Annotated in this window: 11 protein-coding genes; 3 read left to right on the top strand and 8 right to left on the bottom strand. The window is 65.1% G+C overall.

Going from position 1 to position 13,024, the window contains the following annotated elements:
• From MKK04_RS05075 to edd, 8 genes are all read right to left on the bottom strand, one after another.
• Entirely contained in the window at positions 1 to 846 is an 846-nt protein-coding gene (locus MKK04_RS05075) for a carbohydrate ABC transporter permease (RefSeq protein WP_233693903.1), read from the bottom strand.
• On the bottom strand, positions 839 to 1,747 hold the full coding sequence (locus MKK04_RS05070) for a carbohydrate ABC transporter permease (RefSeq protein WP_207835869.1): 909 nt from the start codon (positions 1,745 to 1,747) through the stop codon (positions 839 to 841). Before MKK04_RS05070 ends, MKK04_RS05075 begins: the two co-directional genes overlap by 8 nt.
• Positions 1,748 to 1,943: 196 nt before the next feature.
• Positions 1,944 to 3,230 (bottom strand): ABC transporter substrate-binding protein, encoded by a 1,287-nt coding sequence (locus MKK04_RS05065; protein ID WP_241106309.1) that lies wholly within the window; start codon positions 3,228 to 3,230, stop codon positions 1,944 to 1,946.
• A 103-nt stretch (positions 3,231 to 3,333) separates the two neighbouring features.
• Positions 3,334 to 4,584 carry a D-mannose isomerase gene (locus MKK04_RS05060; RefSeq protein ID WP_241106308.1) on the bottom strand — a complete coding sequence of 417 codons (1,251 nt, stop codon included), beginning with the start codon at positions 4,582 to 4,584 and terminating at the stop codon, positions 3,334 to 3,336.
• Positions 4,585 to 4,824: 240 nt separating this feature from the next.
• Complete coding sequence (locus MKK04_RS05055; protein WP_207835911.1) at positions 4,825 to 6,279, bottom strand: ATP-binding protein; 1,455 nt, start codon at positions 6,277 to 6,279, stop codon at positions 4,825 to 4,827.
• Complete coding sequence (gene gltR / locus MKK04_RS05050; RefSeq protein WP_054573359.1) at positions 6,260 to 6,985, bottom strand: two-component system response regulator GltR; 726 nt, start codon at positions 6,983 to 6,985, stop codon at positions 6,260 to 6,262. The genes MKK04_RS05055 and gltR overlap by 20 nt, the downstream gene beginning before the upstream one ends.
• A 152-nt stretch (positions 6,986 to 7,137) precedes the next feature.
• Positions 7,138 to 8,097, bottom strand: coding sequence for a glucokinase (locus tag MKK04_RS05045; RefSeq protein WP_207835913.1), 960 nt, complete (start codon positions 8,095 to 8,097; stop codon positions 7,138 to 7,140).
• Entirely contained in the window at positions 8,094 to 9,920 is a 1,827-nt protein-coding gene (gene edd, locus MKK04_RS05040) for a phosphogluconate dehydratase (protein WP_087502589.1), read from the bottom strand. The genes MKK04_RS05045 and edd overlap by 4 nt, the downstream gene beginning before the upstream one ends.
• A 265-nt stretch (positions 9,921 to 10,185) precedes the next feature.
• Here edd and gap point away from each other — a divergent pair, with 265 nt between their 5' ends.
• The 3 genes from gap to MKK04_RS05025 all read left to right on the top strand — a co-directional run bounded on the left by gap (position 10,186) and on the right by MKK04_RS05025 (position 13,003).
• Entirely contained in the window at positions 10,186 to 11,187 is a 1,002-nt protein-coding gene (gap, locus tag MKK04_RS05035) for a type I glyceraldehyde-3-phosphate dehydrogenase (protein WP_063911405.1), read from the top strand.
• Between the two features lie 269 nt (positions 11,188 to 11,456).
• Positions 11,457 to 11,969, top strand: a complete 513-nt coding sequence (locus MKK04_RS05030; protein ID WP_207835917.1) for an RNA polymerase sigma factor — start codon at positions 11,457 to 11,459, stop codon at positions 11,967 to 11,969.
• A gap of 71 nt (positions 11,970 to 12,040) precedes the next feature.
• Positions 12,041 to 13,003 carry a FecR family protein gene (locus MKK04_RS05025; protein ID WP_241106307.1) on the top strand — a complete coding sequence of 321 codons (963 nt, stop codon included), beginning with the start codon at positions 12,041 to 12,043 and terminating at the stop codon, positions 13,001 to 13,003.
• Positions 13,004 to 13,024: the final 21 nt, after the last annotated feature.

Here is a 13,024-nt window from a genome sequence, read left to right as displayed (position 1 = left end):
TTACCCCTTTACCGCGCCAGCAGTCAGCCCGCGGACGAAATATTTGCCTGCCACCACGTAGACCAGCAGGGTTGGCAGGCCAGCGATCATCGCCGCCGCCATGTCGACGTTGTATTCCTTGGCCCCGGTGCTGGTGTTGACCAGGTTGTTCAGGGCCACGGTAATCGGTTGCGAATCGCCGCTGGAGAACACCACGCCGAACAGGAAGTCGTTCCAGATCTGGGTGAACTGCCAGATCAGGCAGACCATGATGATCGGCGTGGACATCGGCAGGATGATGCGGCGGAAGATGGTGAAGAACCCGGCACCGTCCAGGCGCGCAGCCTTGACCAGGGCATCGGGGATGCTCACGTAGAAGTTGCGGAAGAACAGCGTGGTGAAGGCCAGGCCGTAGACCACGTGCACCAGCACCAGGCCGGTCGTGGTGCTGGCCAGGCCGAGCTTGCCGAGGGTGAACGAGGCCGGCAGCAGCACGGTCTGGAACGGCAGGAAGCAGCCGAATAGCAGCAGGCCGAAGAACAGCTGCGAGCCACGGAAGCGCCACATCGACAGCACATAGCCGTTCAGCGCGCCGATGGCGGTGGAGATCAGCACCGCTGGCACGGTGATCATGATCGAGTTCCAGAAGTAACCGCTGACCGTGCCCCAGGCCTTGACCCAGCCGATACCGGTAATTACCACCGGCCAGCTCAGCAGGTTGCCGGTGCTGATATCGTCCGGGGTCTTGAAGCTGGTCAGCAGCATTACCACCAGCGGCACCAGGTACAGCAGCACTGCCAGCAACAGCACCGCGTGGATGGCGATGCGGCTCGGGCTCAGCGCTGGCTTGTCGAGAGGGCTATGCATGGCGTTTGCTCCGCAGCTCCGAGTACAGGTAAGGCACGAGGATCGCCAGGATCGCCCCGAGCATGAGGATGGCGCTGGCCGAGCCCATGCCCATCTGGCCGCGGCTGAAGGTGAACGAATACATGAACATCGCCGGCAGGTCGGACGAGTAGCCCGGGCCGCCGGCAGTCATCGCCGCCACCAGGTCGAAGCTCTTGATGGCAATGTGCGCGAGGATCATCAGCGAGCTGAAGAACACCGGGCGCAGGCTGGGCAGTACCACGCGCCAGTAGATGCGCGGCAGGCTGGCGCCGTCGATCTGCGCGGCGCGGATGATCGACGGGTCGACACCACGCAGGCCGGCGAGGAACATCGCCATGATGAAGCCCGAGGCTTGCCACACGGCGGCAATCACCAGGCAGTACACCACCCGGTCGGGATCGATCAGCCAGTCCAGGCGAAAGCCCTCCCAGCCCCAGTCGCGCAGCAGCTTGTCCAGGCCCATGCCGGGGTTGAGCAGCCACTTCCAGGCGGTGCCGGTGACGATCATCGACAGCGCCATGGGGTACAGGTAGATGGTGCGGATGAAACCTTCGCGCCGGATGCGTTGGTCCAGCAAGACCGCCAGCACTACGCCGATGGCCAGGCTGATGGCGATGAACAGGCCGCCGAACAGCAGCAGGTTCTTGCTTGCCACCCACCAGCGGTCGTTGTCGAACAGCCGGGCGTACTGCGCCAGGCCGGCCCACTTGTAGGTGGGCAGGAAGGTCGAGGTGGTGAAGGACAGGACAAAGGTCCAGAGGATGTAGCCGTAGAAACCCACCAGGACGATGAACATGCTCGGCGCCAGCACCAGCTTGGGCAGCCAGCGCTGTAGCGCGTCCAGGGGTGAGGCCCGCAGTTGGGCGGTTGCTGTGGTCATGGTTCACCTCAAAGGCACAACGGCCCGCTTTTGTGGGAGCGGCCTTGTGTCGCGAAAGGGCTGCGAAGCAGCCCCGGGGGCCTGATGAAGGAAGCTGTTCTGGAAGGACTGCGCTGCCTGGTTCTGGAACCGCTTTGCGGTCCTTTCGCGACGCAAGGCCGCTCCCACAGTCAGGCTGCGTTGGCCTCCGAGCCGCTTATTGGGCAGCCTTGATCGCCGCCGCCAGCTTCTTCGCCGCATCGGCCGGGTCGGCCTTGGGGTCGTTGATGTAGTTGGTCACCACATCGAAGAATGCGCCCTGCACGGCCAGCGTGGTGGCCATGTTGTGCGCCATGCTCGGCTGCAGGCCGCCGGTCTTGGCATCGGCGAGGAAGTCCTTGGCGGAGGTTTGCGCACAGGCATCGAAGCCATGCTTGCCCATGTCGGCGAGCATGTCGTTACGCACCGGGATCGACCCTTTGTTGCTGCTGAAGACCTTCTGGAAGTCCTCGCCCAGCACCTTGCGCGCAATGTCCTGCTGGCCGGCGGACGTGCCAGCGTCGTTCTGCTTGAACACCACCAGCGAGTCGATGTTGTACAGGAACGCCTTGTCGGTGCCGGGGAACGGCACGCACTGGTAATCCTTGCCGGCGGTTTTCTTCGCCAGGGTCCATTCGCTCTTGGCCCAGTCGCCCATGATCTGCATGCCGGCCTTGCCGTTGATCACCTTGGCCGCTTCCAGGTTCCAGTCCTGGCCCTTGCCGTCCGGGTCCATGTAGGTGGCGACCTTTTTCAGCTCGGTCAGCGCCTTGACCATCTGCGGGCCGGTCAAGGCCGTGTTGTCGAGATCGACCAGGGCCTTCTTGTAGCCATCGGCCCCCATCACCGCCAGCACCACGTTTTCGAACACGGTGCTGTCCTGCCACGGTTGGCCACCATGGGCGAGCGGGATGAAGCCGGCGGCCTTGAGCTTGTCGGCGGTGGCGTAGAATTCGTCGAGGGTGGCGGGTGCCTTGTCGATGCCGGCCTTCTTGAAGACGTCGGGGTTGATCCATAGCCAGTTGATGCGGTGGATGTTCACCGGGACGGCGACATAGTCACCGTCGTACTTGACGGTATCGGCGACTTTCTTGTCGAGCAGTGAGTCCCACTTCTCTTCCTTGACCACACCCTTGAGCACATCGGCGTCGAGCAGCCCGGTGGCCGCCCAGTCCTGGATGTCCGGGCCCTTGATCTGCGCGACACCCGGTGGGTTGCCGGCCACGGCGCGGCTCTTGAGCACGGTCATGGCCGTGGCACCACCACCACCGGCGACGGCGCCGTCCTTCCAGGTGAAGCCATCGTTTTCGACCTGGGTCTTGAGTACATCAACCGCCGCTTTTTCACCCCCGGAAGTCCACCAGTGCACCACCTCGACACTGCCTTTGGAGTCGGCAGCCAGAGCACTGAACGGAAGTAAGGAAGCCAGGGAGATGGCGGCAGCGAGACGGAGCGTGGGATTCATTGGGGCACCTTTCTTGTTGTTATGCCGGGCAAGTCTTCGCTTGCATTGCATGAAGTCTAAACAGCGTGTCCGCCTCGCCAGGTAACGAAGCGACGCGCGAATGTCATCGTTTGGTTACATTACCGGCCAGGCCGCTGGCCAGGCTGGGTGCCAGTGGCAAGCCCGGCAGCAGCAGCGCCTGGTAGGCGTGGTAGAGGTCGGGCTTGCCTGGCCAGATGGTCGCGGCCGGGTGGTTGTGCGCATCGAGTTCGTGGTGCCAGCTGCCAGCGCCGTGGTCGATGAAATGGTTGGCGATGAAGTCCCAGCAACGACGGTACCACTGCTCGTAGTGCGCCTCGCCCGTGCGCTGCAACAGGGCTGCGGCGGCGGCGCAGGCTTCGGCATGCACCCAGTGCAGGCGTGCGCGCACCACCGGGCGATCGGCCCAGTCCAGGGTGTAGACGAAACCTGGCGCGCCATCGACGTTCCAGGCCAGCTGGCAGGCAGCGTCGAACAACGCGCGGGCACTACCTAGCAGCCAGCCGGGTGCGTGCAGCCCGGCCCGCTCCAGGCTGGCCTCCAGGTGCAGCAGCAACCGCGCCCACTCCAGGGCATGCCCGGGCGTGGTGCCATAAGGCCGGAAGTGGTCGGCCGGGTGCGCCTGGTTGTAGTGCGGCAGTGGCTGCCAGAGGGCGTCGAAATGCTCGATGACCCGGTAGCCGTTGGCGGCGGCATGGGTGTGGATGATGCGTTCGGCGATACGCAAGCCGCGTTGCAGCCACAGGCTGTCGCCAGTGACATCCGCCAGGGCCAGGAAAGCCTCGACCGCATGCATGTTGCTGTTGGCGCCACGGTACGGCTCGGGCAACTGCCAGGTGCGGGAGAAGGCTTCCCGCAGGGCACCCTCCTCTTCACTCCAGAAATGCGCTTCAAGTACCTGCACCGCGTCTGCCAGCAGGGCTGTTGCATCCCCAGCACCGGCCATTACCGCCGAACTGGCAGCCAGGGCGACGAAGGCGTGCAGGTAAGCCGCCTTGCCACTGTCGTCATGGCCACCGGGGTGAGCGAACCAGCCGCCGTAGGTGGCATCCTGCAGCGCGCCGCGCAAGGCGACCACACCGTGTTCGGCATAGGCCAGGTAACCGGGCACGCCCTGCAGGTGAGCCAGGGCGAAGCAGTGGGTCATGCGGGCGGTGTTCAGGGTTTCGGCGCGGGCACCAGGGGCAACCTGCCCCTTGGCATCCAGGTTGCCAAAACCGTCGGGCAGTTTCGCGGCCTTGGCGAAGGTCAGCAGGCGCTGCCCTTCGGCCATGCGCCAGGCGGTGTGGGCCGGGGCGTCGAACCAGCGGGTGGAAGGCAGGTTGGAGGTGTTCATGGGCCAGCTTGATCCTTGCCAGTCGTGTGCGAATTCTAGTGAGCGGGCCTGGATGGGAATGTCACCAAGGAAGGTGGATTTGTCACCAGCAAGTGACATTTGCGTTGCCTGTGCCGGCCTCTTCGCGGGTAAACACGCTCCCACAAGTTTTTGCATTAGCCTCAGAGTCTGTATGGACCTGTGAGGCCTCTGTGGGAGCGGGTTTACCCGCGAAGAGGCCGGCACAGGCAACACAACCCTTCAGTCCATGCTCCGCGGCAGATACAAGGTCACCCGCAACCCGCCCTCACGCAGGTTCAGCAAGCTCACCTCTCCCCCATGACTATGGGCTATGTTGCGCGCGATCCCCAATCCCAGCCCGTACCCCTGCTGCTGCCCGGCCAGACGGAAGTGCGGCTCGAACACCTGCTCCATTTGCTGCTGCGGCACCCCCGGCCCCTGGTCATCCACCTGCAGCACGAACCCCTCGGCAGTGTCGATGATGCGCAGCCGCGCCCGCTCGCCGTACTTGATGGCGTTGTCGATCAGGTTGCCGATGCAGCGCCGCAACGCCAGCGGCTTGCCCGGGTACGGCGCCAGCGCCCGGCCTTCGAGCGTGATGCGGCCATCGCCCAGGTAAGGCTCGGCCAGGATTTCCAGCACCTGGTTGAGGTCGACCGGCTCGATGTTCTCGTGGATGTCGGTGTCCTTCACGCACTGCAACGCACCTTTGACCAGCAGCTCCAACTCGTCCAGGTCCTGGCTGAACTTGGCCTGCAGGCGCTCGTCCTCCAACAGCTCGACGCGCAGGCGCAAGCGGGTGATCGGTGTGCGCAGGTCGTGGGAGATGGCACTGAACAGCTGGCTGCGCTCGGTCAGGTAGCGGCTGATGCGCTCGCGCATGCTGTTGAACGCGCGCCCCACCTCGACCACTTCACTGCCACCGCCTTCGGCCACTGGCGCCACATCAGCGCCCAGCGACATCTCCCGCGCAGCCCGCGCCAGGCGCTTGAGCGGCCAGCTCTGCCAGTGCACCAGCAAGCCGATGAACAACAGCAGCAACGCCGTGGTCAGCACGATGAAGCCTATCTGCTGGCGCGGCAGGCGCTCGGCTTCCAGGCTGGTGTAGGGCTCGGGCAGCAGCGAGGCGATGTACAGCCACTCGCCCTCGCCCAGGCGGATCTGCGTGACCAGCACCGGCGGGTTGAGCGGCTCCAGGGTCAGCGAGTAATGGGCCCAGGAACGTGGCAGCTCGTCGAGCTTGAGGCCACTGTTGAAGATGCGCAGGTCGTCTGGCGCGACGAACGCCACGGAAATTTCCATCTGCGAACCCAGGCGCTCATGCAGCACTTGCCGGAACACATCGATTACCGCCTGCTTGCGCGGGGTAACGGGCAATACCGGCATGTCCAGCGGCTTGGCATTGAGCGACACGAAGAAGCGCGTGCCGCCCATGCTGCGCAGCTGGTCGAGGACCATCGGCCGGTAGGCCACCGGCAGCGAGCGGAAGTAACTGACGCTGGCGCTCATCGAATGGGCCAGGCTGCTGGCGCTGGCACGCAGGCCCTGCAACTGGCTGGCGCGTAACTGGGCAACCCAGATGATGCTCGACAAACCCTGGGCCAGCAGCACTACCAGCAGGGTCAGCAGCAGCATGCGCCCCAGTAGCGAACGCGGCAGCAGGCGCCAGCGCCGTTCAGGGCGCACTGCAGACATGGGCAGCCAACAGGTAGCCGCTGCCGCGTACGGTGCGGATCAGCCGGGGTGGTTTGTCAGTATCGCGCAGACGCTGGCGCAGGCGGCTGACCGCCATGTCGACGATGCGGTCCAGCGGCATCGGCTCGCGGCCACGGGTGGCGTTGCCGATGGTGTCTCGGTCGAGGATCTGCTGTGGGTGGTCAAGGAACAGCTTGAGCAGGGCGAAGTCGGCGCCGGAGAGAATCACCTCCTCACCGTCGCGATGGAACAGGCGGTGGCTGACCGTGTCCAGGCGCCAGTCGTCGAAGGCCAGCACCGCACTGCCCGGCGCCGCCTGGCCGAACTCGGCGCGGCGCAGCAGGGCCTTGATCCGCGCTTGCAGTTCGCGGGGGCTGAACGGCTTGCCCAGGTAGTCGTCGGCGCCCAGTTCCAGGCCAATGACCCGGTCGGTTTCGTCGGAGCTGGCGGTGAGCATGATGATCGGTACCCGTGCCTGGCGCGGGTGCTGGCGTACCCAGCGGCACAGGCTGAAACCGTCTTCGTCGGGCAGCATGACATCGAGGATGACCAGGTCGCAGGGGGTGGTTTCCAGGGCGCGGCGAAAGCCCTTGCCGTCGGCTTCGGCATGTACCTGGAAGCCGGAGCGGCTCAGGTAGGTTTGCAGCAGTTCGCGGATTTCCTGGTCGTCGTCGACCATCAGGATCGATTTTCCGGCAGTGCTCAAGGTGGTCCGTCCTCTTGTTAGTTACAGGTCTTTGTTGCCTGTTTTTTGGGGGCTGCCTTGCAGCCCTTCGCGGGCACGCCCGCTCCCACAGGGTACGGCCGCACCACCTGTGGGAGCGGGCGTGCCCGCGAAGGGCCGCAAAGCGGCCCCAGTCAGTGATCCAGCGCCTGCTGCAAGGCCACCCCGGCCCCCAGCAACCCGGAAAACTCCGCCGTCACCAGCCAAACGGGCACGCCAGCGAAATAGCCGCTCATGCAACCCTTGTCGGAAAAACTGGCGGCAAACCCGCTGCGCACGAACAGTTCGGCAAAGCGCGGGATCACGCCGCCGACAATATAGACCCCACCCCGTGCGCCCAGCGTCAGAACATTGTTACCCGCGACTCGGCCGAGGAACCGGCAGAACTGCTCGATCACCGCCAACGCCCTTGGCTCGCCGCCCAGCGCGGCATCGGTGATCTGCGCCGGGGTCTTGTGTCGGGGTGTGTCGCCGTCCAGCGCACAGATTGCCTGGTACAGACGCAGCAGGCCACCGCCACTGAGCACGGTCTCGGCGCTGACATGGCCGATCTGGTCATGAATCTGTTGGTGGATCGCAGCCTCGCGGGCATTGCCCACCGGCAGGTCGACGTGCCCGCCCTCCCCCGGCAGTGCCTGCCAGTGCTGTTCGCCCAGGCGCAGCAGCGCGCCCACGCCCAGCCCGGTGCCCGGGCCGATGACCAGGGCCGGCCGCGACAGGTCCGCCTGGCCCGGGCACACTTCGCGGAATTCGCCGGGGCGCAAGCGGGTCATGCCCAGCGCCATGGCGGTAAAATCGTTGATCAGCAGCAGCCGCTCGACCTGCAATGTCTGGCAGAAGGCCACGCGGCTCAGGCGCCAGTGGTTGTTGGTGAAGCGGAACTCATCGCCATCGACCGGCCCGGCCACCGCCAGGCACACCGCCGCCAGGCCGCCGCGGGCGATACCCTGGCCTTCCAGGTAGGCCTCGATGGCCTGTTCCGGGCAGGTGTAGTCAGCGGTGGCGAAGACCTTCACTTCATGCAGCTGGTTGTCACGCCACAACGCAAAACGGGCATTGGTGCCGCCGATGTCGCCAACCAGCAGGTCCTTCATTTAAGGTTCTCCAGGGCCGAGGTGAACGCACTGGCGCCCTGCTCTGCCGGGCTGAACGCCATGCGCATGAAGCCGAACAGCTCGCGCCCGCAACCCAGGTCGTTGCCCTGGGGCGCTGGCGGCAGGTCGCGGCTGGCCAGTTCTTCGGCCGACACCATCACCCGCAGCGTGCCTTCGACACCATCGACCCGCACCATATCACCGTCACGCACCCGCGCCAGCGGCCCCCCGTCATAAGCCTCGGGGCAAACGTGAATGGCCGCCGGGATCTTGCCCGAAGCACCGGACATGCGCCCGTCGGTGACCAGCGCTACCTTGTAGCCACGATCCTGCAACACGCCGAGGAACGGCGTGAGCTTGTGCAGTTCCGGCATGCCGTTGCAGCGCGGGCCCTGGAAGCGCACCACGGCGACGAAATCACGCTCCAGCTCGCCGGCCTTGAATGCATCGGCCAGCGACTGCTGGTCGTGGAACACCCGCGCCGGGGCCTCGACCACCTGGTGCTCGGGGGCGACAGCGGACACCTTCATCACCCCTCGGCCAAGGTTGCCCTCCATCACCCGCAGGCCGCCTTCGGCCGAGAATGGCCGCGCCACCGGGCGCAGGATGCTTTCGTCCAGGCTGTGCTGCGGCCCTTCGCGCCACACCAGCTTGCCGTTATCGAGGAATGGCTCCTGGGTGTAGCGGCGCAGGCCATGGCCGGCCACGGTGTTGACGTCTTCGTGCAGCAGCCCGGCATCGAGCAGCTCGCGGATCAGGAAGGCCATGCCGCCCGCGGCCTGGAAGTGGTTGATGTCAGCCTTGCCGTTGGGGTAGACGTGGGACAGGGTCGGCACCACCTCGGACAGGTCAGCCATGTCCTGCCAGGTCAACTGGATACCCGCAGCCTGGGCAATCGCCGGGATGTGCAGGGTGTGGTTGGTCGAGCCGCCGGTGGCGTGCAGGGCAACGATGGAGTTGACCAGCGCCTTTTCGTCGACGATTTCACCCAGCGGCATGAAGCTGCCGCTGGCCTTGGTCATGCGCGTGACCTGCTGCGCAGCCTCGGCGGTGAGTGCGTCGCGCAGCGGTGTGTACGGGTTGACGAACGAGGCGCCCGGCAGGTGCAGGCCCATCACTTCCATCACCAGCTGGTTGGTGTTGGCAGTGCCGTAGAAAGTGCAGGTGCCCGGGCTGTGGTAGGACTTCATCTCCGACTCCAGCAGCTCTTCGCGGCTGGCCTTGCCCTCGGCGTAGCGTTGGCGCACATCGGCCTTCTGCTTGTTGGAAATGCCGGAGACCATCGGCCCGCCCGGGACGAAAATGGTCGGCAGGTGACCAAAGCGCAGTGCACCCATCATCAAACCAGGGACGATCTTGTCGCAGATGCCCAGCATCAGCGCGGCGTCGAACATGTTGTGCGACAGGGCCACGGCGGTAGACATGGCGATCACTTCGCGGCTGGCGATGGCCAGCTCCATGCCCGGCTCACCCTGAGTCACGCCGTCGCACATGGCCGGCACGCCACCGGCGAACTGGCCGACCGAGCCGACCTCGCGCAGGGCCTGCTTGATCTGCTCGGGGAAGTGCTGGTACGGCTGGTGCGCCGAAAGCATGTCGTTGTAGGCCGAGACGATGGCCACGTTGGCCGCGTTCATCAGGCGCAGGGTCTGCTTGTCGTCGCTGCCGCAACCGGCCACGCCGTGGGCGAAGTTGGCGCACTGCAGGCTGGCACGCATGGGGCCATCACTGGCCGCGCCGCGAATCAGCTGCAGGTAGCGTTCGCGGGTGGCACGGCTACGTTCGACCAGCCGCTGGGTGACCTCAAGGATGCGCGGATGCATGTACTGGACTCCAGGCTAATTGTAAGGGCGGTTTGCCGGGCATTTCCCCTCCAAACGATTGCGGCCTAGGCTCAAGGTAAAGGAGCCTGCTGCATCACTGGAGGAACGTCGCCCAACCACTCGTTGTATGTTTAAACAAAATACTGCCACTAAAAAGGCTTGTTTTCTATCGTCGAGTGAATAATCTTGTAATTCCAACAACAAAACCGTTTCAGTGAAGCTCCTTTTTGCCACAGGTTTCACTCGGACTGCCAGAGGTACTGCCATGACCCTACGCATCGCCATCAATGGATTCGGCCGCATCGGGCGCAACGTCCTGCGCGCACTGTATACCCAAGGCTACCGCCAGGACCTGCAGGTCGTCGCCATCAACGACCTGGGCGACAGCGCCATGAATGCCCACCTGCTCAAGTACGACAGCGTGCACGGCACCTTCGATGCCAGCGTCGAGGCCGACCACGAGAGCCTGACGGTCAATGGTGACCGTATCGCGGTCAGCGCCATCCGCAACCCGGCCGAACTGCCCTGGAAGGCCGAAGCGATCGACGTGGTGTTCGAATGCACCGGGCTGTTCACCGAGCGCGCCAAGGCCGCCGCACACCTGGCCGCGGGGGCTGGCAAGGTAATTGTCTCGGCACCGGCCAAAGGCGCCGATGCCACCGTGGTGTACGGGGTCAACCACGACATCCTGCGGGCCTCGCACCAGATCATTTCCAACGCCTCCTGCACCACCAACTGCCTGGCGCCGATTGCCCAGGTGCTGCACCGCGAGTTCGGCATCGAGCAAGGCCTGATGACCACCATCCACGCCTACACCAACGACCAGGTGCTGACCGATGTGTACCACAGCGACCCCTACCGTGCGCGCTCCGCGACCCAGTCGATGATCCCGAGCAAGACCGGCGCCGCCGAGGCCGTGGGCCTGGTGCTGCCGGAGCTGGCCGGCAAACTGACCGGCATGGCGGTACGGGTGCCGGTGATCAACGTGTCGTTGGTGGACCTCACCGTCAACCTCAAGCGCGAGGCCACGGCCGAGCAGGTCAACCAGCTGTTCCTCGAGGCCAGCAAGCATTCCAGGGTATTGGGCTACAACGCCTTGCCGCTGGTTTCCTGCGATTTCAACCACAACCCGCTGTCGTCGATCTTCGATGCCAACCATACCCGGGCCAACGGGCGCATGCTCAAGGTGCTGGCCTGGTATGACAACGAGTGGGGGTTCTCCAACCGCATGCTGGATAACTGCCTGGCGTTGTGCCGCGCCCGCTGAGCTTCTCAGCCTGGCGGCCAATGTGGGTGTGCCCCTTGTGGGAGCGGCCTTGCGTCGCGAAAGGGCTGCAAAGCAGCCCTCGCACCTCAGCGGTGGTGCTGAGACCTCCGGGGCCGCTTTGCGGCCCTTTCGCGACGCAAGGCCGCTCCCACAAAAAGCATGCCGGCGCCTGCCACTCACAATCTTTACCTTTTCCTAACATTTCCAGGCTTGACCTTCGAGGCGGATGATAAGCATTATCATTAACCTTTCGTCGGCCAGGTCCCCCCGTGAGTCAGTCCCGGTTCAACTCTGTCTTCCTCGTCCAGCGCCTTACCCTGCTGCGCACTTTGCAGCGCATGGTGGGCAACCCCACCACGGCCGAGGACCTGCTGCAGGAAACCTACCTGCGGGTGTCCCGCGCCCTCGGTGAGCGGCCCATCGAACACATCGAACCGTTCGTGTTCCAGACCGCGCGCAACCTGGCCCTCGACCACCTGCGCGCGCGCCGGGTGCAATCGCGCATGCTGGTCGACGACGTGCCCGATGAGGTCCTGCACAGCGTGGCCGCGCCGGCCACCAGCAGCGAGGATGCCGCCCATGCCGAACGGTTGCTCAAGCAACTGAGCGTCAGCCTCAACCAGCTCAGCGAACGCCAGCAGCGCATCTTCATCCTCAGCCGCCTGCATGGCGCCACCTACCTGGAAATCGCCGAACAACTGAATGTTTCGCCCAGCACGGTACAGAAGGAACTGAAACTGATCATGGCGATCTGCATGGGTGTCGCCGACCGCCTCAAGTGAGGCTACGCAAAGCCCTTGCCACACCCCGCCTCAGCCTTGATCATTCGCAAAAAACCATTCAAGGACTCACCGTGACCGACAGCCCTGCCCCTCGCCCGTCACCCGCCGGGCCCAGCGCCCGTGCTCGTGCCATGGACGAGGCGCTGGACTGGCTGGTGCGCCTGCAATGCGCCCACGCCGAGGACACCCAGGCCTTCGAAGCCTGGCTAAGCGCTGCACCGGAAAATGCCGAGGCCTATGTCGAGGCAGAAGCCCTGTGGAACGGTGCGCCGCTGCACCAGGTGGCCGTGCAGATGCACCAGCAACAGCGCCGCTCGTGGCGCGGGCGCCTGCGCAGCCACTGGAAACCCCTGGCCACGGCGGCGCTGCTGCTGGTCGGGCTGTTCACCCTCGGCAACCTGCCCATGCGCCTGCAGGCTGACCACCTGACGGTGGTGGGCGAGCGCCAGCGCCTGCAGCTGGAAGACGGGGCGCAAGTGCTGCTCAACACCAATTCGGCGTTTGCCAGCGACCACCGTGACGGTCGCCAGATCGCCCGCCTGCTGCAGGGCGAGGCTTATTTCCAGGTCCCCGAGGGTGCGCTGCTGCCACTGGAAGTGCAGGCCGGGCCGCTGCGCGCGCAGGTGCGCGACACCGATTTTGCCGTGCGCTACCTCGACGGCGAGGCACAGGTGCGGGTACAGCGCGGCGATGTCGACCTGCAGGGCAGCCGCGACCAGCGCATTCGCCTGAGTGCCGGCGACAGCATCAGTGTTGGCCCACAGGGCTTTGGCCAGCGCCAGCGCCCCGACATGCACAAGGACCTGGCCTGGGTAGACGGCCGCCTGGTGTTCGAGAATTGCCCGTTGAGCCAGGTGCTGGCCGAGGTGCAGCGCTACTACCCGGGCTGGATCATCAACCGCAACGCACAGCTGGAAGACGTGGCGGTCACCGGCAACTACCGCCTCGACCAGCCACTGGAAACCCTGCGCGCGCTGGCCCACATCACCTCGGCACGGCTGCACGAGTACCCGGCGCTGGTCATCCTGAACTGATCCGCCAATCGATCTTCAGCA

It is taken from the genome of Pseudomonas sp. LS.1a (assembly GCF_022533585.1).
GTDB lineage: Bacteria > Pseudomonadota > Gammaproteobacteria > Pseudomonadales > Pseudomonadaceae > Aquipseudomonas.
Note: the sequence above shows the minus strand (reverse complement) of the source record. Positions and strands in the feature narration are given on the sequence as shown.

Coding starts and splice junctions, on each gene's coding strand:
- MKK04_RS05045 (WP_207835913.1), bottom strand. CDS start 8,097: ATGAAGGACCTGCTGGTTGGCGACATCGGCGGCACCAATGCCCGTTTT.
- MKK04_RS05065 (WP_241106309.1), bottom strand. CDS start 3,230: ATGAATCCCACGCTCCGTCTCGCTGCCGCCATCTCCCTGGCTTCCTTA.
- MKK04_RS05070 (WP_207835869.1), bottom strand. CDS start 1,747: ATGACCACAGCAACCGCCCAACTGCGGGCCTCACCCCTGGACGCGCTA.
- MKK04_RS05060 (WP_241106308.1), bottom strand. CDS start 4,584: ATGAACACCTCCAACCTGCCTTCCACCCGCTGGTTCGACGCCCCGGCC.
- edd (WP_087502589.1), bottom strand. CDS start 9,920: ATGCATCCGCGCATCCTTGAGGTCACCCAGCGGCTGGTCGAACGTAGC.
- gap (WP_063911405.1), top strand. CDS start 10,186: ATGACCCTACGCATCGCCATCAATGGATTCGGCCGCATCGGGCGCAAC.
- MKK04_RS05055 (WP_207835911.1), bottom strand. CDS start 6,279: ATGTCTGCAGTGCGCCCTGAACGGCGCTGGCGCCTGCTGCCGCGTTCG.
- MKK04_RS05075 (WP_233693903.1), bottom strand. CDS start 846: ATGCATAGCCCTCTCGACAAGCCAGCGCTGAGCCCGAGCCGCATCGCC.